This is a genomic window from Lentibacillus populi (assembly GCA_014642895.1).
GTDB classification, from domain to species: domain Bacteria; phylum Bacillota; class Bacilli; order Bacillales; family Amphibacillaceae; genus Lentibacillus_C; species Lentibacillus_C populi.
The window spans coordinates 20,477-44,633 of the sequence record BMJD01000035.1; the positions used below are offsets into that span (position 1 = coordinate 20,477).

25 protein-coding genes and 1 tRNA gene are annotated in these 24,157 nt (G+C 40.8%); 15 read left to right on the top strand and 11 right to left on the bottom strand.

Annotated elements, in window-relative coordinates; genetic code table 11:
* Positions 1-231 precede the first annotated feature (231 nt).
* The 13 genes from hprK to IEX12_RS17185 all read left to right on the top strand — a co-directional run bounded on the left by hprK (position 232) and on the right by IEX12_RS17185 (position 12,502).
* A complete protein-coding gene (gene hprK, locus IEX12_RS17125; protein WP_088052980.1) occupies positions 232-1,167 on the top strand; it encodes an HPr(Ser) kinase/phosphatase in 936 nt (311 codons plus the stop codon).
* Between the two features lie 11 nt (positions 1,168-1,178).
* Positions 1,179-2,024, top strand: coding sequence for a prolipoprotein diacylglyceryl transferase (gene lgt / locus IEX12_RS17130; protein ID WP_088052981.1), 846 nt, complete (start codon positions 1,179-1,181; stop codon positions 2,022-2,024).
* A gap of 88 nt (positions 2,025-2,112) precedes the next feature.
* Positions 2,113-3,072: a nucleoside recognition domain-containing protein gene (locus IEX12_RS17135; RefSeq protein WP_088052982.1), complete on the top strand. Its 960-nt coding sequence runs from the start codon at positions 2,113-2,115 to the stop codon at positions 3,070-3,072.
* Positions 3,047-3,682 carry a pyrophosphatase PpaX gene (gene ppaX, locus IEX12_RS17140; RefSeq protein ID WP_088052983.1) on the top strand — a complete coding sequence of 212 codons (636 nt, stop codon included), beginning with the start codon at positions 3,047-3,049 and terminating at the stop codon, positions 3,680-3,682. Before IEX12_RS17135 ends, ppaX begins: the two co-directional genes overlap by 26 nt.
* Before the next feature lie 5 nt (positions 3,683-3,687).
* Complete coding sequence (locus IEX12_RS17145; protein ID WP_088052984.1) at positions 3,688-4,209, top strand: acyltransferase; 522 nt, start codon at positions 3,688-3,690, stop codon at positions 4,207-4,209.
* A gap of 285 nt (positions 4,210-4,494) precedes the next feature.
* On the top strand, positions 4,495-6,156 hold the full coding sequence (locus IEX12_RS17150; protein ID WP_088052985.1) for a glycerol-3-phosphate dehydrogenase/oxidase: 1,662 nt from the start codon (positions 4,495-4,497) through the stop codon (positions 6,154-6,156).
* Between the two features lie 179 nt (positions 6,157-6,335).
* Positions 6,336-7,337: a tetratricopeptide repeat protein gene (locus tag IEX12_RS17155; protein ID WP_188725566.1), complete on the top strand. Its 1,002-nt coding sequence runs from the start codon at positions 6,336-6,338 to the stop codon at positions 7,335-7,337.
* 83 nt (positions 7,338-7,420) lie between these two features.
* The gene (trxB, locus tag IEX12_RS17160) at positions 7,421-8,374 is read left to right on the top strand and encodes a thioredoxin-disulfide reductase (RefSeq protein ID WP_088052987.1); all 954 of its coding nucleotides are present in this window, start codon (positions 7,421-7,423) and stop codon (positions 8,372-8,374) included.
* A 349-nt stretch (positions 8,375-8,723) separates the two neighbouring features.
* The gene (locus tag IEX12_RS17165) at positions 8,724-9,215 is read left to right on the top strand and encodes an NUDIX hydrolase (RefSeq protein WP_088052988.1); all 492 of its coding nucleotides are present in this window, start codon (positions 8,724-8,726) and stop codon (positions 9,213-9,215) included.
* The gene (gene rapZ / locus IEX12_RS17170) at positions 9,212-10,102 is read left to right on the top strand and encodes an RNase adapter RapZ (protein ID WP_088052989.1); all 891 of its coding nucleotides are present in this window, start codon (positions 9,212-9,214) and stop codon (positions 10,100-10,102) included. Before IEX12_RS17165 ends, rapZ begins: the two co-directional genes overlap by 4 nt.
* Complete coding sequence (gene mgfK, locus IEX12_RS17175; RefSeq protein WP_088052990.1) at positions 10,099-11,055, top strand: gluconeogenesis morphogenetic factor MgfK; 957 nt, start codon at positions 10,099-10,101, stop codon at positions 11,053-11,055. Before rapZ ends, mgfK begins: the two co-directional genes overlap by 4 nt.
* 33 nt (positions 11,056-11,088) lie before the next feature.
* The gene (gene whiA / locus IEX12_RS17180; RefSeq protein WP_188725567.1) at positions 11,089-12,039 is read left to right on the top strand and encodes a DNA-binding protein WhiA; all 951 of its coding nucleotides are present in this window, start codon (positions 11,089-11,091) and stop codon (positions 12,037-12,039) included.
* Between the two features lie 202 nt (positions 12,040-12,241).
* Positions 12,242-12,502 carry an HPr family phosphocarrier protein gene (locus IEX12_RS17185; protein WP_088052992.1) on the top strand — a complete coding sequence of 87 codons (261 nt, stop codon included), beginning with the start codon at positions 12,242-12,244 and terminating at the stop codon, positions 12,500-12,502.
* Positions 12,503-12,613: 111 nt separating this feature from the next.
* Here IEX12_RS17185 and clpP read toward each other — a convergent pair whose 3' ends face one another.
* The 9 genes from clpP to IEX12_RS17230 all read right to left on the bottom strand — a co-directional run bounded on the left by clpP (position 12,614) and on the right by IEX12_RS17230 (position 21,985).
* Positions 12,614-13,204 carry an ATP-dependent Clp endopeptidase proteolytic subunit ClpP gene (gene clpP / locus IEX12_RS17190; protein ID WP_088052993.1) on the bottom strand — a complete coding sequence of 197 codons (591 nt, stop codon included), beginning with the start codon at positions 13,202-13,204 and terminating at the stop codon, positions 12,614-12,616.
* A gap of 206 nt (positions 13,205-13,410) precedes the next feature.
* Complete coding sequence (locus tag IEX12_RS17195; protein ID WP_088052994.1) at positions 13,411-14,022, bottom strand: response regulator; 612 nt, start codon at positions 14,020-14,022, stop codon at positions 13,411-13,413.
* Entirely contained in the window at positions 13,997-15,388 is a 1,392-nt protein-coding gene (locus IEX12_RS17200) for a sensor histidine kinase (protein WP_159457849.1), read from the bottom strand. The genes IEX12_RS17195 and IEX12_RS17200 overlap by 26 nt, the downstream gene beginning before the upstream one ends.
* Positions 15,389-15,461: 73 nt before the next feature.
* A complete protein-coding gene (locus IEX12_RS17205) occupies positions 15,462-16,052 on the bottom strand; it encodes a DUF6305 family protein (protein ID WP_088052996.1) in 591 nt (196 codons plus the stop codon).
* Between the two features lie 95 nt (positions 16,053-16,147).
* A complete protein-coding gene (gene nikC, locus IEX12_RS17210; protein WP_088052997.1) occupies positions 16,148-17,059 on the bottom strand; it encodes a nickel transporter permease in 912 nt (303 codons plus the stop codon).
* 56 nt (positions 17,060-17,115) lie between these two features.
* The gene (locus tag IEX12_RS17215) at positions 17,116-18,120 is read right to left on the bottom strand and encodes an ABC transporter permease (protein ID WP_088052998.1); all 1,005 of its coding nucleotides are present in this window, start codon (positions 18,118-18,120) and stop codon (positions 17,116-17,118) included.
* A gap of 188 nt (positions 18,121-18,308) precedes the next feature.
* Positions 18,309-19,943, bottom strand: a complete 1,635-nt coding sequence (locus IEX12_RS17220; RefSeq protein WP_088052999.1) for an ABC transporter substrate-binding protein — start codon at positions 19,941-19,943, stop codon at positions 18,309-18,311.
* Between the two features lie 54 nt (positions 19,944-19,997).
* A complete protein-coding gene (locus IEX12_RS17225; RefSeq protein WP_155554857.1) occupies positions 19,998-20,990 on the bottom strand; it encodes an ABC transporter ATP-binding protein in 993 nt (330 codons plus the stop codon).
* Entirely contained in the window at positions 20,987-21,985 is a 999-nt protein-coding gene (locus IEX12_RS17230) for an ABC transporter ATP-binding protein (protein ID WP_155554856.1), read from the bottom strand. Before IEX12_RS17230 ends, IEX12_RS17225 begins: the two co-directional genes overlap by 4 nt.
* A gap of 200 nt (positions 21,986-22,185) precedes the next feature.
* Between IEX12_RS17230 and IEX12_RS17235 the strand changes: the two genes are divergently transcribed.
* Together IEX12_RS17235 and IEX12_RS17240 are read left to right on the top strand one after the other, a co-directional pair.
* Positions 22,186-22,261 (top strand) — tRNA-Arg (locus tag IEX12_RS17235).
* Between the two features lie 217 nt (positions 22,262-22,478).
* Positions 22,479-22,727 (top strand): hypothetical protein, encoded by a 249-nt coding sequence (locus IEX12_RS17240; RefSeq protein WP_088053002.1) that lies wholly within the window; start codon positions 22,479-22,481, stop codon positions 22,725-22,727.
* A gap of 14 nt (positions 22,728-22,741) precedes the next feature.
* On the opposite strand, the gene IEX12_RS17245 is transcribed toward IEX12_RS17240, so the two are convergent.
* Both IEX12_RS17245 and IEX12_RS17250 read right to left on the bottom strand, forming a co-directional pair.
* Complete coding sequence (locus tag IEX12_RS17245; RefSeq protein ID WP_159457850.1) at positions 22,742-23,137, bottom strand: DUF3221 domain-containing protein; 396 nt, start codon at positions 23,135-23,137, stop codon at positions 22,742-22,744.
* A 113-nt stretch (positions 23,138-23,250) separates the two neighbouring features.
* The gene (locus IEX12_RS17250; RefSeq protein WP_188725568.1) at positions 23,251-23,982 is read right to left on the bottom strand and encodes a trypsin-like serine peptidase; all 732 of its coding nucleotides are present in this window, start codon (positions 23,980-23,982) and stop codon (positions 23,251-23,253) included.
* Positions 23,983-24,157: the final 175 nt, after the last annotated feature.

Genomic DNA, 24,157 nt, shown 5'->3' on the forward strand with positions numbered 1-24,157 from the left:
CGTACGATAAGTCAACATCGGTTCGGGAAGGAGGAAGGCCGACTAAGAACGGACTTTGCGTCCAACGTCGGCATACCCCTATGAAGGGGCATGTTTCCTTTATCTCCTTCGGTTCAGTCCAGCACATACGCCGCTAAACGGGCGCTTGCGCTTTTCTTATGGCCAAGTGTTACTCCATTCGTAAGAAATATGCTACAATGAAAAGCAGTTATTGACTGGAGGAAACCATACATGGAGAAAGTACGGACAAAAGATTTATTGGCAAATTTTAATTTGACGCTTGTAGCTGGTGAGGATGGCATACATAGGGAAATTATTACGAGTGATATTTCACGCCCGGGAATCGAAATGACAGGATACTTTAAATATTATCCGAAAGAACGCCTGCAATTAATCGGTAAAACGGAAATGGCTTATTTTTTGGAACTTACCGATGACCAGCAAAAGGACCGAGCGGAAAAATTGTGTACCGATATAACACCCGGAATCGTTATCAGCAGGGGGATGGATATTCCGGAAGTAATGATAAATGCTGCGAATGACTCTGGTGTGCCTATTTTGCACTCGCCAAGGAAGACAACCCGCGTGATTAGCAGGCTTACCAATTATCTTGAAGCCAAATTTGCCCCGTTTACCGCAATCCATGGTGTACTTGTCGACATTTATGGTGTCGGCGTTTTGATTACTGGGCAAAGTGGTGTAGGAAAAAGCGAAACAGCACTGGAACTGGTGAAGCGTGGTCATCGGCTGGTAGCGGACGATAGTGTAGAAATACGTCAGGAAGATTACGATAGTTTAATTGGAAATGCGCCACCATTAATCGAACATTTACTGGAAATTCGTGGATTAGGAATTATCAACGTGATGACATTATTTGGAGCAGGTGCTGTCCGGAGTTACAAAAAAATTTCCCTAATTATCAATTTGGAATTATGGGATGAAAAGAAACAATATGACCGGCTTGGACTGGACGAAGAAAAAATGAAAATTATGGATGTGGATCTTCCAAAGGCGACTATCCCTGTTCGGCCAGGAAGAAACCTTGCTGTCATTATTGAGGTTGCTGCGATGAATTTCCGGTTGAAAAATATGGGAGTTAATGCTGCAGAAGAATTTTCCGAACGTTTAACAAACATGATTGAACAGGAAAAAGATGATATGGAATAGGAGTGATTTTGTTGACTTGCAGTGCACCTACACTTGATCGAGTATTTTTGGAGCTTGGTCCATTAACCATTTACTGGTACGGCGTTATCATTGCGTTTGGCGCGTTTATCGGACTATTTCTAGCAACAAGAGAAGCGAACCGGCTTGGTCTGAAGAAAGACATCATCGTTGATTTAATTGTCTTTGCTATTCCGATTGCCATTATTTGCGCACGAATCTATTATGTTATTTTTGAATGGGATCAATATAAGGGTGGCACATGGTGGGATGTGTTCGCCATTTGGAATGGTGGAATCGCCATTCATGGGGCATTAATTGGTTCCGTCTTAACAGCAATTGTCTTTGCTCGAGTGAAAAAGGTTTCCTTTTGGCAGCTGGCAGATATTGTTGCACCAAGTCTTATTTTAGGGCAAGCAATCGGCCGCTGGGGGAACTTCATGAATCAGGAAGCACATGGCGGGCCGATAGCAGAAGCTACATATAATAGTTTTCACCAGTACTTGCCCGATTTCATTATGAATCAGATGTGTATTGACGGGGTGATGTACCATCCGACATTCTTGTACGAATCCTTCTGGGACATTCTTGTGTTTATCTTTTTGTTACTATTAAGACGGTTTAATCCGGTTCGTGGTGAGGTGTTCTTAGCATATGCCATGACATACTCGATTGGACGGTATTTTGTTGAATCGATGCGTACCGATAGCCTCGTTTCCGGTGGGCTGCGTGCCGCTCAAGTCATTTCGATCGTGATTATTGTTGTTGGGATTGCCTTAATTATCTACCGTCGTAAATCAGGCATGGCAAAGCATCGTTATGATGGGACCAAAATTGCATCGAAAGATAAAAAGAAATAGCTACAGCATTGTACCAAAAGATAAGCGGTGAATGCAGCTGTTTGCCAACAGACAGTTTTTTGACCATACAACATAGGGGGATTTGGGATTGAGGGGAATTTTCTATCGGGGTTTTAAACAAGGGGTTCACGTAACATGGACATTAGGAAAGGTTATTTTTCCAATTACCCTTATCGTAACAATTTTACAATATACACCAATTTTACCTTGGATTATTAAGCAGCTCACTCCAGTTATGGGACTGTTCGGTTTGTCCGGTGAAGCGGCAGTGCCATTGGTGCTTGGCAATGCACTTAATTTATATGCAGGAATAGCTGCCATCGTATCGTTTGATTTTTCGGTTAAAGAGGTATTTATTTTGGCGGTAATGCTGTCCTTTTCGCACAACCTATTTATTGAATCAACGGTTGCGGCGAGAGTTGGCGTCAGTGGCTGGCTGATATCGGGAATCCGGATCATGCTTGCCTTGCTGGCAGCGACCCTTATTAACTTGCTATGGTCTGGTGGTGTGGAACCTGCCCAGTATGGATTGATTTCATCGTCTGAGCCCAACTTGGACAGCTGGTTAACGATTGTTGTCCAGGGAATCCAAACAGCGCTAGTTGCTGTTACTCAATTAGCATTAATCGTTATCCCATTAATGATTATCATGCAATTTCTTCGGGAAAAAGGCTTTCTGACAAAGTTTTCAAACGGCTTTGCGCCTTTTACTAAATTGCTTGGGATGGAAAAGAACACATCGATGACACTTGTTGCTGGTTTAACGATTGGACTAGCTTATGGTGCTGGACTAATGATTCAGGCAGTAAAAGAAGATGGTGTATCAAAGCGTGATATGTATTTAGCTTTGATTTTCCTCGTTTCCTGTCATGCGGTCGTTGAGGATACGCTTGTGTTTATTCCGCTTGGGATTCCGGTTTGGCCACTGCTTATCATTCGTTTACTTACGGCAATACTATTAACCATCATCATCGCTTTTGTTTGGAAGCGACCAGAATTCAGCAAAAGAAAGGAAGCTTCGCATGAGCATTCATACAATACTTTTTGATTTGGACGGTACTTTAATTGATACAAATGAATTAATTATTGCATCCTTTGAGCATACGTTTCACCATTATGGGAAACCTTTTTCCCGCGAAAAAGCGATTGAATTTATTGGCCCGCCATTAAAAGAATCGTTTCAGCAGATTGACCCGGCTCAAGTTAATGCAATGATTGCGACATATCGCGAGCATAATTTGCAGCATCATGATGAATATGTCACAGCATTTCCATATGTTGTGGAAACATTGACCCGGCTGAAGAAACATGGTTTGCAGCTTGGGATCGTTACCACAAAGATGCGCCATACCGTTAATAAGGGATTAAAGTTAACGGCGATTGATCATTTTTTTGAAACCATCATTACACTTGATGATGTTACCCATGCAAAACCACATCCGGAGCCAATCGTCAAGGCAATGAGCAATCTGAGTGCACAGCCTGAAACTACACTAATGGTTGGCGATAATTCACATGATATAGAGGCAGGACAGAATGCGGGTGTTGCAACGGCTGCTGTAGCATGGTCGTTAAGGGGAAAAGAAGAGCTGCTCGCGTACAATCCAACCTATATGCTTGATGATATAAGAGATTTGTTAACGATTATCGAGGTGTAAAAATCATGCGCAGGACGAACCGGTATCGTGTTAAAGACGCCAATTCTTTATGGCAGATTTATCAGACTGTATCATTCTGGAAGGTTATGAAAAACTTTATTGTGATCCAGATTGCCCGCTACACGCCATTTTTAGCAATGAAAAATTGGCTGTATCGGACGTTTTTACATATGGATGTTGGCAATCACACCGCTTTTGCCCTAATGGTTATGCCGGACATTATGTTTCCAGAAAAAATTACAGTGGGAACAAATAGTGTTATTGGTTATAATACCACGATATTAGCGCATGAATATTTAATCAAGGAATACAGGATTGGTGAGGTTGTCATCGGAAATGAAGTCATGATTGGTGCAAATGCTACGATATTGCCCGGTGTTACCATCGGTGATCAGGCAATCGTCTCTGCTGGGACACTTGTTCACAAAGACGTGCCTGCTGGCGCTTTCGTCGGTGGAAACCCGATGCGGTTGATTTATACGAAAGAAGAAATGGATAAACGGCAGGCCAATGAGGAAGGTTTTTAGAGAAAGGCTTAGTAAATAGTTGGACAAGACACAATCCCTGCATTCAGGAGACGAAGGTAAAATTCTTTCCAAATTGCCATAACTATGGTATGGTAGAAGCAAGTTAATATGCTGGACGGAGAAATGGAGAAACCACAAATCACTAATGTGAAGAAATCATTAGTGCGATTTGTGGTTTTTTTATTGGGTTCCTGTCCTGCCAAAAGAAAATTCCACTTTCATACATGAATTTGCCAGTAGAAGGGTAATTATATCTAGAGAGTGGTTTTAGGGGAGTGATGAAAAGTGACGCAGTTTTCAAGCTTTAAACGCAATGATATTTTTAACAAATTAACGGAAAAACAGCTGGATGTATTTGTAATAGGCGGGGGGATAACTGGTTCGGGTATTGCATTAGATGCTGTCACACGTGGTTTATCGACAGGTGTTATTGAAATGCAAGATTTTGCAGCCGGTACGTCAAGCCGATCGACAAAGCTTGTTCATGGTGGCCTGCGCTATTTAGCACAATTTGAGGTGAAGGTGGTTGCGGAAGTTGGGAAAGAGCGTGCAATTGTTTACGAAAATGGCCCACACGTCACGACACCGGAATGGATGATGCTGCCATTTCATAAGGGAGGTACATTCGGCCCATTTACAACGAACATCGGTTTGCGTGTGTATGACTTTCTTGCCGGGGTGAAAAAAAGTGAACGTCGTAAAATGCTAAGTCCGGAACAAGCGCTGAACAAGGAACCACTGATTAAACAAGAGGATCTAAGAGGTGCCGGTTATTATGTAGAGTATAAAACGGATGACGCTAGGTTAACGATCGAGGTCATGAAAAAGGCTGTCCAAAAAGGGGCACATGCGATAAATTATGCAAAGGCTGCCGATTTTATTTACGGGGAATCAGGAAAATTGATTGGTGTTGTTGTTCGTGACCAGCTGACAGGCGAGACGTACAATGTTTATGCCAAAAAAATTGTCAATGCTTGCGGACCTTGGGTAGATGATCTGCGCGAAATGGATGGTTCGAAAAAAGGAAAATCACTGCACTTGACCAAAGGGGTGCATCTGGTATTTCCAAAAAAACGCTTTCCCTTACAACAAGCGATATATTTTGATGCCCCAGATGGCCGGATGATTTTTGCCATTCCGCGTGATAAGAAAACGTATGTCGGTACAACGGATACGAGTTATGACGGAAATATCGCTCATCCTACCATGACAGAAGCGGATCGTGATTATTTAATTGATGCGATTAATTACATGTTTCCATCACTTGCTATGAAAGCAACCGATGTTGAATCAAGCTGGGCGGGATTACGGCCGCTAATTGCTGAAGAAGGAAAAAGTCCAGACGAAATTTCTCGTAAAGATGAAATATTCATTTCCGATTCCGGTTTGATTTCCATGGCTGGCGGGAAGTTGACGGGCTATCGCAAAATGGCAGAACAGGCAGTCAATACGGTTGTCAAGCAATTGAAAGAAGAGGAAGGTATTTTATATTCCAAGTCAGATACGCATGATTTACCAATTTCGGGTGGTGAAGTCGGTGGCTCTAAAGGATTTGAGCGCTTCAAAAAGCGGAAAGCAGAGGAAGCCAAGGTACTGGGAATAGATGAAGAAATAGCATTAATGTTAATCAAGAAATACGGTGCAAATATTGATACCATTTTTGAACTTTATCAATCCAAGCAGGACGAAGCCAAAAAAGAAGCGATTGACCCGATTGTTTTCGCACAGCTCATATATGCATTAGAGTATGAGTTAACTTATAAACCGGTTGACTTCTTCATTCGTCGTACTGGTGGATTATTTTTCGACATCAACTGGGTACGTACTCATAAAGACAACGTAATTGCTTATATGGCAAAAGTATTGGATTGGACGGACGAACAGAAAAAAGCATACAGTAACGAACTGGATGACTTGCTTCATGAAGCAGTCCATCCTGAAAAATAATGTTATTTTAACAGATAAGTGAAATCGGCTAATTCGCCGATTTCTCCCATTCTGGCTTCTGACCTCTGACCTCTGGTTATGGCAGAAGTTTTTTATTTTGTTTGCAAAAGCAATCCCTTTTCTGATTAAATATGATATACTGTGTTCGGTATTATATAAGAAAAAACAGGGGGATAACAGTGCAGCATTTAGAGAATAATGTAAGAAAGAGCAAACAAAATAATGTTCTCCCTTTTATTCCTGAAGGTGACTTTTATTTCGCGAAAGGTGTCGAGGCCTTCCGCAGAAGAAAATTTGATCGTGCATTGAAATGGCTGCAGAAAGCGGTTGAGCAGGTGCCAAAAGACCCGTTATACCAGTGTCAAATGTCAATCGTATATACGGAAATTGGCGCGTACCATGAAGCAAATCAGCTGTTAACAAACGTGTTGCAATTTACCGGTGATGAATACACCGATTGTTACTATTTATTGGCAAACAACTATGCACATTTGGGCTTGTTAAATGATGCAAAAAAATATGCTGTATCATATCTTGATAAAGAACCGGAAGGCGAATTTAGTGAAGAGGCCAAAAGTTTGCTTGATTTAATTGACATAGATGAAGATGAGGATTGGGATTTAGAAGAAGAGGATGAACTCCTGATCTATCAGGAAACCGTTTTTTATCATATGGAAAATATGGAATGGGACAAGGCGTTGCCTTTAATTGAAGAAATGATTACTTTATTTCCAGAACATACACCAGTGAATCATGACTACGCTCAGGCACTGTTCTTTAGCGGATTTCAGGAAAAGGCGATCCAGCTAGAACTTGATTTGCTGAGGGATGAGCCGAATTCGTTGGTTAGTCATGCGAATCTAGCCATTTTTTATAATGAGATGGAGCAAAAAGCAGAACGTGAAAAATATCTTCAGGCACTGCAAAATGTATATCCGATTCAAGAACAGCAAAAGCTGCGGATAGCGGTAACATTGGCCAGAACAGGGAATTTTCAGGAAGCAAATAAACGTTTTCGTGCACTTCTCAAAGGTATCGTCAAAAATCATCCGTCATATTATCGCTGGTATAGTGTTTCCCTGTATCAGGCAGGCGCCCTGTCAAGTGCGTTAGCCTTATGGAAAGAGGGCTGCGGGAGACATCCAAAGCTTGCAAAGGAAGAAGGGCTTTGGAAGCATTAACTTGAGCAGAATAATAGACGAAAGTAACCGATTCTTATACCATTAGGTTGGCTTAATAAAAATAGATAAAGGGGCTGAATTACATGTCCGAGGAACGTATGTATGACGTGATTATTGCCGGTGCTGGACCTGCCGGGATGACAGCAGCTGTTTATGCGTCGCGTGCTGATTTGGATACACTAATGATTGAACGAGGAATTCCAGGCGGTCAAATGGCTAACACGGAAGATGTAGAAAACTATCCTGGGTTTGAAAATATTTTGGGACCGGATTTATCGAATAAAATGTTCGAGCATGCCAAGAAATTTGGTGCGGAATATGCTTACGGTGATATTAAAGAGGTAAAAGATCATGGTGATTATAAACTGATTAAAGCTGGCAAACATGAGTATAAAACGCGCGCACTCATTATTACAACAGGTGCACAGTACAAGAAATTGGGTGTTCCAGGTGAAGAGGAATTAGGCGGTCGCGGTGTTTCCTACTGTGCCGTTTGTGATGGAGCATTTTTTAAAGGGAAAGATCTTGCCGTAATCGGAGGCGGGGATTCTGCCGTTGAAGAAGGAATCTATTTAACCCGTTTTGCGAATAAGGTAACGATTATTCACCGCCGTGATGAACTAAGGGCACAGAAAATTATTCAACAGCGTGCTTTTGACAATGATAAGATTGATTTTATCTGGGATACGGTCGTGGACACGATCAATGGACCTGATGGCAAAGTAAGCAGTGTTTCGTTAAGCAATAAAGTCAATCGGGAGAAAAGCGAATTTCCTGCTGATGGTGTATTCATCTATATTGGAATGGTGCCATTAAGCGAACCATTTAAGTCACTTGGCATTACGAACGAAGATGGTTATATCCCAACTAATGAAAACATGGAAACGAGTGTACCAGGCATTTTTGCTGCTGGAGATATTCGTGAAAAAGAACTTCGACAAATTGTAACAGCAACCGGTGATGGCAGTATCGCCGCACAATCTGCACAGGGTTATATTGAAAATTTGCTGGAAGAACTAAAAACAGCACAGTCTTAAAAAAATATTGGAAGTAATTGCATTTTAACGCTGTTGTAACACGCTCGAAACATTTTTGGGGTACAATATAAATAACTAATTGACCCCCTTTTAATAGATAAATTAGTTTTTGCACAGGCGCTTGCCGCCTGTGTATTTTTTTGCTTAAGGGGTTTGTTCGATTTTGTCGATCAGTTCTGCCGATCAATTTCTTGTTGCTTACGAAAGGTTTCTTGTATAATAGTAATAACGGTTTTACGTTCAAAAATCACCTTATTGTAAGCAGTAAATGACAATATTGCTTGCTAATCTGGAATTTTTCAACGTACATTGTAAAATGATTTCCTCTGCAGAAAGAGGTGTAATGTATATGCAACGAGTTACAAACTGCATATTAATAAATAATGACCATGTATTAGTCTTAAAAAAACCGAGACGCGGCTGGTATGCGATTCCTGGCGGGAAGATGGAACAAGGTGAATCCATTAAAGAATCCGTAACAAGGGAATATAACGAAGAAACAGCGTTAACCTTAATGGATCCGCAATTAGCCGGTGTATTTACATTTAATATCTTTGAACAGGAGACATTTATTCAGGAATGGATGATGTTTACCTTTATTTGCCGCCAGTATACTGGTGAATTAACGAAGCATTGTAAAGAGGGGGAGCTTGAATGGGTTCCTGTTAATCGTGTTTGTATGCTGCCAATGGCGGAAGGTGATCGCTTGATATTTAAACATGTGCTTCAATCAAATGACATGTTATATGGTTCATTCCATTACACGACAGAGTACGAGCTGCTTGATATGCGGCTGGATCCGTTCGTTTCCGTCACATCATATGAGGGGGATGCACAGTGAGCAATACCGAACAAGAAACAAAATTGGTCATCATTACCGGAATGTCCGGTGCGGGAAAAACAGTTGTCGTACAGAGCTTTGAAGATTTAGGGTATTATTGTGTAGATAACTTGCCCCCAGCCCTTTTACCGAAGTTTTTGGAATTAATGCGGGATGCAACAAATAATATTCAGCGCGTTGCTTTAGTCATGGATCTGCGCGGCCGTGAATTCTTTGATTCATTGTTTGAAGCCCTCGATATTTTAGGGGAAGAAGATTGGCTTGAAGAACATATTATTTTTCTTGATGCAAAAGACGAAGAACTTGTTACAAGGTATAAGGAAACACGGCGTTCCCACCCGCTTGCTGTCGGAGGACTTCCGCTCAATGGTATTAAACAGGAACGAAAGATTTTGGATGAGTTAAGGGGAAGAGCTCAGCGCGTTATTGATACAACGAATTTAAAGCCACGGGAGTTACGTGAAAAAATTCTCAAGGCATACACAGAGGAGAAACAGGAAATATTCTCTGTTCATATGGTTTCATTTGGTTTTAAATATGGTGTGCCAATTGATGCGGATCTCATGTTTGATGTCCGATTTTTGCCAAATCCGCATTATGTTTCCCACTTACAGCCATTAACTGGGCTGAATCAGGAAGTTTCGTCATATGTATTTAAATGGTCGGAAACAAGAAAGTTTATTGAAAAAGTACTTGATTTACTGCAATTTATGCTGCCGCAATACAAAAAAGAAGGCAAGTCACAGCTTGTTGTGGCGATCGGCTGTACGGGCGGTCAGCATCGGTCTGTCGCTTTGGCCGAACACTTTGCAAAGCAATTATCATCCGGCTATATTACGCACATTACGCACCGGGATATCGATAAACGTAAGGGGCATCACGTATGAGCAGCAAAAAACAGCCAAATGTTGTCGTAATCGGTGGTGGAACCGGAATGCCGGTTCTTTTGCGCGGGTTGAAGGATTTGCCGATTCATCTTACCGCACTTGTGACGGTCGCAGATGATGGAGGAAGTACGGGAAGATTGCGTTCTGAAATGGCGATTCCCGCACCAGGAGATATCCGTAATGTAATTGCTGCTTTATCTGATGCTGAGCCAATGCTGCTTGATTTATTTCAGCATCGCTTTGCCAATGGAAACGGGTTATCCGGTCATTCGATGGGGAACCTGTTACTCGCGGCGATGACTTCTATAACCGGGGATTTTTATACCGGTATTAAAGAAATCTGCCGGGTACTTAATGTAAAGGGAAAAATCTATCCGATATCAAATGAAAATATGTCACTGCATGCGAAAATGACGGATGGCTCTATTGTGTCTGGAGAATCCTCCATTACGCTTGCAAATAAAAAGATTGAGCGGGTATTTTTAAAACCGCAGCCTGTTAAACCATTACCTAATGCGGTTAAGGCAATTGAGCAGGCGGATTTAATCGTGATTTCACCTGGAAGCTTGTACACGAGTATTATGCCGAATCTGATTATCCCGCAAATTGATGTGGCGATCCAGGAAGCAGAAGCTAAGGTCGTCTATGTTTGCAATGTCATGACGCAAGCAGGAGAGACTACTGGATTTACCGCCAGTGATCATGTAAAAGCCATCCATGATCATATTGGAGAGGGATGTGTGGACGCCATTATTGTCCACAATGAACCGATCAAAAAGTCTGTCCGCAGTATTTATGCAGAGGAGAATGCCGATCCTGTCATCTATGATACGGATCAATTGCTTGCCATGAACCTGCAAATTATTGAAGGGGATATTATCAATCATTCACAAGTAACCCTCAGGCATGATACACATAAAATTGCAAAACTGCTTTATTCGATTATTGATTGATAAGCAGCACTTTTAGGGCAGGGAGGTGTTAAGGTGTCCTTTGCATCAGAGATAAAAAAAGAATTAACGTCGATTGAGGTGGATGAATGCTGTAAAACAGCTGAACTCGCCGCATTAATTCGCATGAACGGTGCCATCTCACTGTCGAAACAGGTTTATATGCTTGATGTACAGACGGAAAATGCCGCAATTGCCCGTCGTATTTATACATTAATTAAATCCTCCTATTCGCTGCCTGTTGAACTGCTTGTCAGGAAAAAAATGAAACTGAAAAAGAATAATGTTTACATTGTCAGGTTGAAAGCGAATGTCCGTGAACTATTGGCGGATCTTGACATCCTAATAGAACCTTATACTTTTGTTCGGACAATTTCCGACCAGTTTACAGAAAAAATATGTTGTAAGCGAGCATATTTACGTGGTGCTTTTTTAGCAGGAGGTTCGGTTAATAATCCGGAAACATCTTCCTATCATCTGGAAATTTTTAATTTTTATCAGGAGCATAACGATGCATTGTGTGATCTGTTAAACAGCTTTCATCTTAAAGCCCGTAAACTGAAACGAAAAAAAGGCTATATTACGTATATTAAAGAAGCAGAGAAGATTACCGAGTTTTTAAATTTAATCGGTGCCCATAATGCCTTATTCAAGTTTGAGGATGTCCGGATTGTGCGCGATATGCGTAATTCTGTCAATCGATTGGTAAATTGTGAGACAGCTAATTTAAATAAAACAATTGGTGCTGCATTTCGGCAAATTGAAAATATTAAGCTTATCGAGGAGACAGTTGGATTGGATGTACTACCGGAAAAACTTCGGGAAATCGCCGTTTTACGTGTTCAACACCAGGATGTTTCCTTAAAGGAATTGGGAGAGCTCGTAACAACCGGAAAAATTTCCAAGTCCGGTGTCAATCATCGCTTAAAAAAGATTGATCAGTATGCGGAGCAGATTCGTCGTGGCGGAAAATTTGCCGAAAGTTGAGCAAACATTCATTTTGGATACATTCCATGGTATACTAGTTGAAAATTTAGTTGTCCGTCGTGCTTACAGGTTGAGCAGAACCGATTCTTTAAGCGGACACATGGATGAAGGTTTCCTTTTTTTATAAACTCTCCTTCTTTTAAAGGAGGAGGGTTTTTGTAAGGATAATGATAGCGTTTACAAAACAGGGAGGATGATGAGATTGGTTGAAAGGTCTGTGACGGTGGGGCTTGAGACAGGATTGCAGGCAAGACCGGCGGCTCTATTTGTACAAGAGGCAAATCGTTATGGCTCGCATTTGTTTTTGGAAAAAGGTGGGAAGCGGATTAATGCAAAAAGTATTATGGGATTAATGAGCTTAGCCGTTGGAACTGGAGAAACCATTACGTTAATTGCTGAGGGTGCTGATGAGGAGGTTGCCATTAATCATTTGGTTTCTTTTGTAACAGCAACAAAGGTCTGACAAGAGTCCAATGAAGTAGACAATCAATGGAACCTGGTATTGTATTACCGATAGTTTCTATCCAAGTAACAGAAAATCCCCTGACCACTAGCAGTTCAGGGGATTAATCTATTATTTATCCGTTTTTTTCTCCATAACCTTATCAATTAAACCGTATTCTTTGGCTCTAGCTGCGGTCATGAAATTATCGCGTTCGGTATCACGTTGAATTACTTCCAGCGGCTGGCCGCTTCGTTCAGCAAGGATTTGGTTGATTTTTTCCCGCATTTCAAGAATACGTCTTGTGTGAATCTCAATATCTGTTGCTTGCCCTTGTGTACCGCCAAGTGGCTGATGGATCATGACCTCACTATTTGGTAACGCATAGCGCTTGCCAATTTCGCCGGCTGTTAATAAGAAGGCACCCATTGATGCAGCCATTCCGGTACAAATAGTTGATACGTCAGGCTTAATGAATTGCATGGTATCGTAAATAGCCATTCCAGCTGTGATTGAGCCACCTGGTGAGTTAATATAAATCGAGATGTCTTTATCGGGATCCTCTGCTTCAAGGAAAAGCAATTGGGCAACGATCGAATTTGCCACATTATCATCGATAGCACTGCCTAACATGATAATGCGGTCTTTAAGTAAGCGCGAGTAAATATCATATGCACGTTCTCCGCGGTTAGTTTGTTCAATAACTGTTGGTATTAAATTCATGTGTAAATCCTCCTTGATTCATTCAAATTAATCCATTGGTTTGGATAGTTTTATCATAACCTAATAGGTCAAAAAAGGTCAAACAAAAACGATCGACAAAAAAAGTGGCATTGGCGTTCTATGTATAGTTTGTACAATTGCCCGACATGACCGAAAGAATACACTTTCCATCATACCCTCTTTTATGGAATATAAACTATATTCCATCATATAAGTTTGTATGTATTTTTTGGTCGGCCTTTTTTACCGTATTGGGATATCACTTCAACTTCACCTTTTCCCTCCAGGTAGTTAAGGTAGCGGTGCACCGTTTGATATGCAACAGGCAATTCGTTTTGAATCTGATTGATGGTCAAAGGTCTTTCTTGCTGGAACAAATAATTTTTAATGGACATTAAAGTTGCCTGGTTTATCCCTTTATCAACAAACACATTGTCTTTACCCCCTATTAGCCTGCCGATTTTTAAATTAATCCGGATTCGTGATAACAGGTCTGGAGCTTTAATTGGTTTTAACGCAAAATCAGTTGCCCCGGCATTCAGAAATGTGTTGGCGATCTCCTGCCGTTCGTCAACTGTTAAAATGATAATCGGAACTGTCTGATTGAGCTTTCGTATTTCTTTTGTTGTTTTAACTCCATCCCAATCGGGCATATGATAATCCAGCAATACCAGATCCGGGTCCATTTTTGCAAATAATTCCGCCGCTTGTTTACCTGTCGCTGCTTCTAATACCTTCCATTCAGCAAACTTGCAAATTTCTTTTAATGTAAAACGAATAGCTTCATTATCATCAACGATAAGAATGGTTGTGCTCATTTCTTTGTTCACCTTCTTTTTGGATGGGCAGCATAATATTCATTTGCGTATGGCTTCCGGGGATGCTGTTCACTGAGATGCTTCCATGATGATTTTCTACTACTTTTTTAACGAAAGATAGTCCGATACCGGAAGAATTCTTTGTGCTGAAGCCGTCCTCCCATATATTTCTTAAATGGGATGTTTTGATGCCTGGACCATTATCCTGAACACGAAGTAAAATACCGTTATCTATTCTTTTGACATAGATGTGGATATATCCTGCTTTTCCAGCAAAAGAAGTAATCGCATTTTCTAAAATATTGGAGATTGCCCGGGAAAAACGTATTTTGTTTATATAAATTGGTGGTAAATTTTCCTCGATGTCAATGCCGAGATCAATTTGTTGTTCATTTAAATCGAGATGACTTGTTACATATTCCAATAATTCCTGAATGGAAATTTCCTGTTTGATATTTTCAGATAAAATTTCTGCAATCATGTCCTTCATTTTCAGCAGTGATTTATCCATCCGATTAAAATATTCCTGCAAATCGTCATTTTCCAGTGGCTGCATTTTTAACTGGATTAATGAGGTTAATCCTTCCACCGTTACCAGTGGTGTTTTCAGATCGTGCACCAATGTATTTATTTCCTGATAGACACTTGATTCGATAAGGGCGATCCGTGTTTCCTTTAACTCTTCCTCCTGTTGCTGATATTTTTTCAAGGTGTAAACTTGTTTATTTACCAAATGGACTAATAAGCTTAAAATGACCGCAATAGTGAGGAAAGCTGTAAAAAAGATCGTTGCTAGTGTATTGAATAATTTATTTTCGGTGAAATAGCTGTCGGCAATTTTAATGCTGACCGCAATATCGTTTGTACCGAACCCGAGATGTGAAAGTCCTGGAATAAGCTGCAACCAACTACTTGCCATTAAAATGAAAAACAGGATAAGCGAAAAAATAAAATAAAAGTACTTTTGCTTCGGTATGTAAAGCTGGAGCAGTGAGATAGCTCCAACCGTTACGATATGGCCAAGATAGGAAAAATGCTCATTGTAAACTTGATTAAACAGGATCATTGCTGCCATTGTTAAACCGATAAAGCCTAAAGAAAATGTGATCGATTTCAAATCTCTGGAAAGGGCGAGGGCAAAAAGCATTGCTCCAAAATAAATAAAAAAGGAAATAAGCACGTATTTTGCAATATACGCGAATGCCGTCACTAGAAGCTGTCCACTATCAAGTAACATAATACTGTTGTTTAAATTATCGATGATGTATAATGACCAGTTTGTGATAAATGTTGGAAACATCTCGCCGTATATAAGTAAAAGCAAACCCAGAAAACCTATAAGGGAATAATTCTTTTCTTTGGACATGATAAATTCCTTTCCGAGGGCAGTCATTAAAACTATTGGAAAGCTTTGATGAGCAAAGGATTACCCTCATTTGCTAACGGAATGCTGAATTAAATGGGGTGGACAAATCATCCAACCGGGTAACAAGCGTCGCAGGTACATGGTGTTTTTTCAATGTGGTAAGCAGTTTGTCCGGGTGCTTTACATTTTTTAATCCAATGTAATAATCGGCAAAAGGAACGATCTGCACAAATAACTTCTCCGTTTCGTCATTCTCACGTTGTTCACCGGAAAGATCGACGAGTACAACAGGTAAATTCATATGTTCTGCTTCTTCGACGAGCTGATCTGTTCGTGTCAATTCTTCTGCAAATGATCTTGGTGTATGGGCTATACCGTTGGCACTGTATCCAAGGACGATCACAACGCTTGCATAATCATATAGATCTGTTGCTAGTGCTCTTGGCCGATAGTCCGCTTCCAGATTGAGGTTCTCTGCGATTTTTAACAGAATTGTTCCTTCTGCAGCCTGGCCGGCCGATGTAATTAAAATTTTTTCCCCGCCAATCGGTGCCGGCAAATTAGGATAGGAGTTAATAGGCTTACTCGGGGAAGAACGGATGGTTGTACATAATAAGATGAAGGCCAACATGATACATATAAATACCGGAATATATTTTTTCATTTACTCACCCCCGTTACATGAATTATTTTTTCAAATAAAAAAGGCAAAGCGATTGCTTCACCTTCTATCATACAATAGTACTATCTGAAATGTCATTATTGTTTTAATCTTGGATCCAGTGCATCACGTAATCCATCACCGAAAAGGTTGAAACCAAGCACAACAAAGAAAATGGCGATTCCTGGAAATGCAACAACCCACGGTGCATTTTGCAAAGCTGCACGTCCATCACTGAGCATTGCTCCCCATTCCGGTGTTGGTGGCTGTGCGCCAAGCCCCAAAAAACTTAAGCCGGCTGCATCCAAAATTGCTGTACCAATGCTAAGTGTTGTTTGAACAATAATCGGGGCAAGGCAATTAGGGAGAACGTGCTGCATTAATACTCTTCCATGTTTTGCACCAATTGCACGTGCCGCTTCCACGTATTCCGTTTCTTTAACGGACAGCACCGCCGATCGGACAATTCTGGCAAATTGCGGAACACCGACAATCCCGACAGCAATCATCGCATTCCGTAAACTGGGACCGAGAACAGCTACAAGCGCTATTGCCAGCAGAATACTGGGAAAAGCCATCATAATATCAATTATTCGCATAATGATCTGATCAACCCAGCGCCCAAAATATCCAGCAATCCCTCCTAGGAGAACACCAACGATCAAAGCAATACCTACTGCAATAACCCCGATTTGAATCGAAATACGGGAGCCATGGACAATCCGGCTGAAAATATCCCGCCCAAGTTCATCGGTTCCGAGCAAATGATCGGATGATGGTGCCTGATACCGGTCAATAATATTTTGTTCTATTGGGTTATGGGTGGCAATCATCGGTGCGAATATCGCCGTTAAAATTAAAATTAAAATAATACACAATCCAATGAAGGATGTTTTGCTTTTAATGATTCTTATTAATGAATCTACCCATAACCTGCTTGACTTGGGTTGGATAGACTCATCGACCCTGGTGGCGTCTGGATCAGGTATCGGGTTTGGCTGAAGTGACATATGTTGCACATCCTTTCCTGGTAGTTTTTAACTCTGAAACGCTGCTGTATGTGTCATCAATCGAATCTAATCCTTGGATCTACATATTTATAAAGGATGTCCGTAAGCAGGTTAACCAAAACAAATATTGTCGCAATCATTAATATTGTGCTTTGTACAACCGGATAATCCCGACCAAGAACAGCAAGGTATACATAACGCCCAACCCCTGGCCATGAAAAAATTGTCTCCGTTAAGACGGCTCCGCCCAGCAGTAAACCGAATTGCAATCCTATAACTGTTAACACAGGCAGGAAAGCGTTTTTTAATGCATGTTGAAAAACAACCAGATGCTTCTTCAACCCTTTTGCACTCGCTGTCCGGATAAAATCCTGCCGCATCACTTCCAGCATACTGGAACGGGTCATCCGGGCGATAATCGCCATTGGAATCGTTCCAAGTGCAAGTCCAGGCATTAACAGGTGGGAGAATGCGTCTTTAAAGGCTGACCAGTTTCCGGTTAGGATGCTGTCCAATAAATAAAAGTTTGTTATCGTATCCAGTTTGATCCCTGCTGTTAATCGTCCTGAAGGAGGCAGGATATTTAACTTGACCGAGAGCAGCCAAATCATCATTAAACCAAGCCAGAATATTGGTAAAGATACACCAAACAATGCGCCGGTCATACTAATATTGTCAAACCAGGAATATTGTTTAACAGCGGCAATTACCCCTGCAAAAATACCAATCACTATTGCTAGAATCATGGCAAAGATCGTTAATTCGATTGTTGCCGGAAGTTTATGTAATAGTTCATATCCAATATTCTCTTTTGACTGGACGGATTCACCTAAATCACCCTGAAGGATATCTCCGATAAACCGCCCATATTGGATGATATACGGATCATTCAACCCCAGCTCAGCACGTAATGATTCAAGCTGTGCCTCCGTTGCTTTTTCCCCAAGCATACTTCTTGCCGGGTCACCTGGGATAAGATGAATGAGAGAAAAAGTAAGAATGGAGACACCGATTAGCACGGGGATAAGCATCAATAGTCTTTGTACAATGTATTTAAGCATGATTTGATTCCTCCGTTTAGTGCAGTTATATCCAAGAACCGGCTAATACCATGGTGAAGAAATTGCCAATTCTTGGATTGATTCTCCATAAAATGTGTTCAAACAGTCGCCGCTTATTATTTGCTGACTGTTTGAACCTCCTCTTAAGGGAAATAACTATTAACACCAATTAAAATGTCGGTAAGCTGCTATTTAATGTTCAGTAAATTAAATGGTTCACTGCCTGTTGCATGTGGTACATAATCAACGACCTTTTTACTTGCTGCAATTGGAGGTGTTGTATGAGCAATTGGGAACCATGGCGCATCTTCGTGAATAAGCTCCTGTGCTTGTAAATAAAGCTCTGTACGTTTCTCTTGATCCATTTCCGTTTGCGCTTGTTTTAACAAGTCATGAAGCTCATCACTCTTGTAAAATGCAATATTACCGGCTGAACCCATTTTTGCATTATCTTTGTCCAGCAATACATATAAGAAGTTATCCGGGTCACCATTATCACCTGTCCAGCCCAGGAACGCCATATCATGTTCGCCGTTTTCGGTTGCTGCCAAGTGGGTATCCCAGTCATTTTCAACGATTTCTACGTTGATGTTTACTTCCTTGAGCATTTCTTGAATTGCCTGGGCGGTTACTTTTGGCTGCGGCATATAGTCTCTTGGATTTGAGAAAATATAAAGGTTGGTATCAAAACCATCCGCATATCCAGCCTCGGCCAATAGTTTCTTTGCTTCCTCGACATCATAGCCATAGTCTTCAATATCGTCATTGTATCCCCATAATGAAGGTGGAAGCGGGTTTTTGGCTGGCTTGCCAATACCTTCATATAATGTAATGAGCTTTTCTTTGTCAATTGCTAAATTAATGGCTTGTCGAACTAATTTTTCGGACATTGGACCTTCTTTTTCCGTGTTCATTGCCAGATAGCTCACATTCATTGACGGTCTGCGGATAATCTGCAGGTTTTCGTCATCCTCTGCCGTTTGAATATCCTGTGGGTTTAACCCTGTCATCATATCAATCGATCCAGACTGAAGTTCCATAAATCTGGCACCATTATCAGGGATTGTACGGAAAATTACTTTCTCTACATTGGCAACCTCACCAAAGTAGTCGTCGTTTTTCGTAACAGTAATACTGTCATCAGGAACCCACTCATCAAACACGAATGGACCTGTTCCGACCGGGTTTTTAAAATAATCTTCCCCATATTTTTCGACCGCCTCTGGACTTGCAATACCGAACGGTGGCATCGCTAGTGTTTGCAGGAATGGAGCATTTGGTTCGGACAATGTAATCGTAACCTCGTAATCACCGGTTGCTTCCACCTTTTCAATAATCCCGCCAAGATCATCCTCCGAAGCACCAAACATGTAGCCATAGTAAATAAATTCGGCTGATGTTGCCCAGCGTTCGAAATTATAGACAACATCCTCAGCAGAAAAGTCATTGCCATCATGGAATTTTACATCGTCACGCAGTTGGAAAGTCCAGGTTAAACCGTCATCCGAAACATTCCATTCTGTTGCGAGGGCAGGTCTTACCTCTGTATTTTCTTCTTTATAGCGTACTAATGTATCATAGATTTGATTGGTTACGTAAATCGATTCGCCATCTGTTATTTTTGATGGATCCAATTGAATGGAATCAGCGCCACGCCCGAAGATTAGTGTTTTCTCGCCATCTGTTTTTTCCGTTTCTGTACTTCCATCACTTTTGTCAGTTCCATTACTATTCGATGAACTTGAATTACTGCTGCAGGCACTGACAACTAGTACGAAAAATAAAAGCAAGGTAAACAGTGATAATAAATTACGCTTTCTCAAAATAGTTCCCCCTTGGAAATTAGTATTCTAGTAAATAATGAACCGTCGTGTCGATTAAGAATTTACCACCTCCTCAACTTCCTCAACGAAGTGACATGCGGCCATTTGTCCAGTCGCCGAAACTTTTTTGAGCTGTGGCTCCTCTGTACGGCATATAGCTTCAGCAAATGGGCATCTTGTATGAAATTTGCATCCCTGTGGCGGATTTGCCGGTGAGGGAAGGTCACCAGATAAAATAATTCGCTGTTTGTCGTGATGTGGATTGGCCTCTGGAACGGCGGATAATAATGCTTGTGTATATGGGTGTTTCGGATTTTGGTACAGCTCGTGAACGTCGCCGATTTCTACAAGTTCACCAAGGTACATCACAGCAACGCGGTCGCTAATATGATGGACAACGCTTAGGTCGTGTGCAATGAAAATGTATGTAAGATTAAATTCTTCCTGCAGCTCTTCCATTAAATTAATAACCTGTGCCTGAATGGAAACGTCCAATGCTGAAACAGGCTCATCACAAATAACCAGTTCCGGATCTAATGCGAGTGCACGGGCAATACCAATCCGCTGGCGCTGCCCGCCACTAAACTCGTGCGGATAGCGTTGCTTATGGTACGAACTTAGGCCAACAACATCAAGCAAACGGGATAATTTTTTCGTACGCTCCTCTTTGGTGATATTAAATATTTTCATCGGCTCCGTAATTGTTTGTTCAATCGTCTTTCTCGGGTTGAGAGAAGCATACGGATCCTGAAAAATAATTTGCATGTCTTTGCGGAGCTTTCGCAATTTTTCACCACGAAATGTTGCAATATTTTCTCCTTTGAAATGGATATCGCCATCCGTCGGTTCTAACAGTTTTAGAATGGTTCGTCCGGTTGTTGATTTCCCACATCCACTCTCCCCTACAAGACCTAATGTCTCCCCGGACTGGACGGAAAAAGAAACACCGTCAACAGCCTTTAGTACGGGTTTATCCTTGGCAAATAGTTTTTTACTTTTTAGCGGGAAATGCTTTTTTAAATTTTTCACTTCTAATAATGTACTCATGTTGATACCGCCTTTTTTGATTCCTCGTAAAGCAAACAACGAACGAGATGACCGTCATCGACTGGTTTTAAATCAGGGTCAATCGATAAACAGCTCTCCATTACATGCTTACACCGAGGTGCAAAACTGCAGCCCTTAGGTAAGGCTCGTAAATCTGGCGGACTTCCGTAGATCGCTTCCAGTTTTTGCTTCTCGGCTGTTATTTTAGGTATGGAGTTCATCAAACCTAGTGTATAGGGGTGTTTTCCTTGATCAAACAGTTTATTAGTCTCGGTAAATTCCACTGGCTTACCGGCATACATTACCATTACCCGATCACAGACCTCCGCAACGACACCTAGATCATGGGTAATCATGATAATCGCCATATCAAGCTCCTGCTGCATTTTTTTAAAAAGTTCCAGGATTTGCGCTTGGATAGTGACGTCCAATGCGGTTGTAGGTTCATCTGCAATAAGCAGGGAAGGGTTGCACGATAAGGCCATCGCGATCATGACGCGCTGACGCATGCCACCACTGAATTCGTGTGGGTAATTTTTTATACGTTTTCTTGAGTCAGGAATTCCAACTAAATCCAATAATTCAACCGCACGTTCCTTTGCCTGTTTTTTGTTGATATTTTCGTGTGCCAAAATGGTTTCAATCATTTGTTTTTCCACGGTGAAAACCGGATTTAGTGATGTCATTGGATCCTGGAAAACCATAGCAATTTCTTTTCCGCGAATCTTGCGCATTTGTTTCTCTGTTTTTTGGAGAAGATTTTCCCCCTTGTAATAGATTTCTCCATCAACAATTCTGCCAGGTGGAGAAGGAACTAAACCGAGAATAGACAGCGCAGTTATACTTTTGCCTGATCCTGATTCACCAACGATTCCGAGTGTTTCCCCAGGTTTAATAGTCAGGTCAACACCATCGACGGCTTTAACCACACCAGACTTTGTAAAAAAATGTGTATGTAAATTATTGATCTGCAGGAGCGGTAATTCCGTTTCCATAATATCCTCCTTTGTCATGAAGTAAATTGACTCTTTTGAATTGACATATATTATACATGCCTTTATTCCTAATTTGATATTTTTCTCTTTTTTCTCAAAAAAATAAAATTACCTTGTAAAGCGTGAAATTGAAAAAAAGGCTTGTATCTAATAAGGTGTGGCGTTATAATAGCATATGTGCGTGATTTGGATTTTAGTATGCGCCCGTAGCTCAGCTGGATAGAGCGTTGGTTTCCGGTACCAAGTCTGCCGGGGGTTCGAATCCCTCCGGGCGCGCTTACACGTTATAAACGTTGATATGACGGTAAAGAGACACGAAATTTTAAGGCGAAATCGTAAGCGTTGGTTGAACGAATGACACGGTTTCATAAAAACGTCTCTACCGAAATAATACGCGAACAGTTCATTCTATATGCGTTTACGTCGTATCTATCGTTAATCAATAGCAGACCGCTATGCCTCTCGGTAATTAAATTTACTGGGAGGTTTTTTTGTGTCCAATTTTAGACGGTACGGAGTTGTGAAGCGTCGGGAAACCGGAATCAAGCATGAAATAAGTCGCCGTAGTCTGCATTACGAGAAAGCTATGGACGACATAGCACGGATATTTAAGGTGGAGAGCTACATCGATAGGACCCTAAAAGAGTATCGCAGGCATTGGAAGGAGTTTTTCGGAGTAATCGACAAAGAAGACGTATTCGATGTGAAAAGTAGTTTAAATAAAAATAAGCCCCGTCCTTAGTTTGATGGGGCTACTTATTTTTCCATAATTTCAACCTTAACAGCATGTCCACTAGGAGGAATACTCTCTACAGTACTATCAAACCATACTCGTATTGGTTGACCTACTTCTATCTCATTTAAATTAAGATCTATATCTGATAAATTCACATATATGGCATCTGGATAGTTTTTTCCTAACTCACCCTGCTCATATTTTTCCAACAGATCCTTTTGCCAAGTAGGTGCAAATAAAAAGGTAGTCTCCTTCTTTTGTATTACATACCCAACTTCAGCTGATTCTTTCTGTAGTGAATCACTTGGAGTGACATCTTGACCTAATTCTTCCTGATTGGTTTCATTGTTAGTGCAACCCACAATAAAAATATTTAATATTAACAAATAGCAACAAAAGATGCTTTTATTTAACAAGATTTAAAGCCTCCAAAATATATTGTTATTCACATAATAAGTTAGGAGATATTGATTTGTAAATAGAACCCCGTAAAATGTTACGAGGTTCTATTTTATCTAAGAAATTTACACTATGGCGCTATTGTGAGTACAAAAGTTATTAGTTCATCGTTAGCTTTTGGCCCACCATTGTAAATAGGTTCTCTATCTGCATCAACCCAACTACCCCTATGCACCCCGACAACTTCGTTATTAGTATTTAACACAGGAGAACCTGATTGTCCATTATTTGTATCAAGTGTATAATAGACCATATTCTGATTCCAGTCGTAAACAGAACTAGACATGCCCCATTGAGAAATCTGACCATCCTCTGCCATCAAATCTCCTGGGTATCCATAAACACTAACGGTCTCAGAATTCAAATTTTGGTCTGTCATACCAAGTGTCCCAGTAATTTCTCCTACATGAAGATCACCTAGGGGTTCTACCTTTATTACTGCATAATCATATTTTATATCGCGATTTTCAGACCAACCTCTCGGGATATACGCTTCTTCCATTTGCCATGCACCGTAACTATAATGACTATCATAAACTGCAGGGTAGACAGTAGAACTAACGGCATTTCCATTATCTTCATTATCAAGACAATGAGCATTTGTGAGAATTAAATCTCTAGCAACTACTGTGCCAGTACAAGTACCAGATCCCTCATTCTCAAATGTTAAAGAGATGAACGAGATTGCTCTGTATGGCATCACGTCAGTATCATTAACCTTTTCTCTTCCATCAGTACCAATTACAGCAAATGGGATTATTTCATTTATCGTATTTGAAATACCAATAGTTTGATTTTCCATTGCTTTATAATTATTTTTATTTAAATATTTTGTTTCAAAAGGGTTATTGTATTTAGGCTCAGTAGGTTCTATGTTGGTAATTGGATCTATGTCAAGAAATTGGACACTAGAAATGGTGAATTTTTTAAATTCCTACCGCGCTCCGCTTGCTTCCCTCTCTGTTAAAATAAGGGGA

Coding starts and splice junctions, on each gene's coding strand:
- trxB (WP_088052987.1), top strand. CDS start 7,421: ATGTCCGAGGAACGTATGTATGACGTGATTATTGCCGGTGCTGGACCT.
- IEX12_RS17230 (WP_155554856.1), bottom strand. CDS start 21,985: ATGGAAACGGAATTACCGCTCCTGCAGATCAATAATTTACATACACAT.
- IEX12_RS17250 (WP_188725568.1), bottom strand. CDS start 23,982: ATGGAAAATCAAACTATTGGTATTTCAAATACGATAAATGAAATAATC.
- nikC (WP_088052997.1), bottom strand. CDS start 17,059: ATGTCACTTCAGCCAAACCCGATACCTGATCCAGACGCCACCAGGGTC.
- IEX12_RS17165 (WP_088052988.1), top strand. CDS start 8,724: ATGCAACGAGTTACAAACTGCATATTAATAAATAATGACCATGTATTA.
- IEX12_RS17205 (WP_088052996.1), bottom strand. CDS start 16,052: ATGAAAAAATATATTCCGGTATTTATATGTATCATGTTGGCCTTCATC.
- clpP (WP_088052993.1), bottom strand. CDS start 13,204: ATGAATTTAATACCAACAGTTATTGAACAAACTAACCGCGGAGAACGT.
- IEX12_RS17200 (WP_159457849.1), bottom strand. CDS start 15,388: ATGTCCAAAGAAAAGAATTATTCCCTTATAGGTTTTCTGGGTTTGCTT.
- mgfK (WP_088052990.1), top strand. CDS start 10,099: ATGAGCAGCAAAAAACAGCCAAATGTTGTCGTAATCGGTGGTGGAACC.
- IEX12_RS17215 (WP_088052998.1), bottom strand. CDS start 18,120: ATGCTTAAATACATTGTACAAAGACTATTGATGCTTATCCCCGTGCTA.
- hprK (WP_088052980.1), top strand. CDS start 232: ATGGAGAAAGTACGGACAAAAGATTTATTGGCAAATTTTAATTTGACG.
- IEX12_RS17145 (WP_088052984.1), top strand. CDS start 3,688: ATGCGCAGGACGAACCGGTATCGTGTTAAAGACGCCAATTCTTTATGG.
- IEX12_RS17225 (WP_155554857.1), bottom strand. CDS start 20,990: ATGAGTACATTATTAGAAGTGAAAAATTTAAAAAAGCATTTCCCGCTA.
- ppaX (WP_088052983.1), top strand. CDS start 3,047: ATGAGCATTCATACAATACTTTTTGATTTGGACGGTACTTTAATTGAT.
- IEX12_RS17195 (WP_088052994.1), bottom strand. CDS start 14,022: ATGAGCACAACCATTCTTATCGTTGATGATAATGAAGCTATTCGTTTT.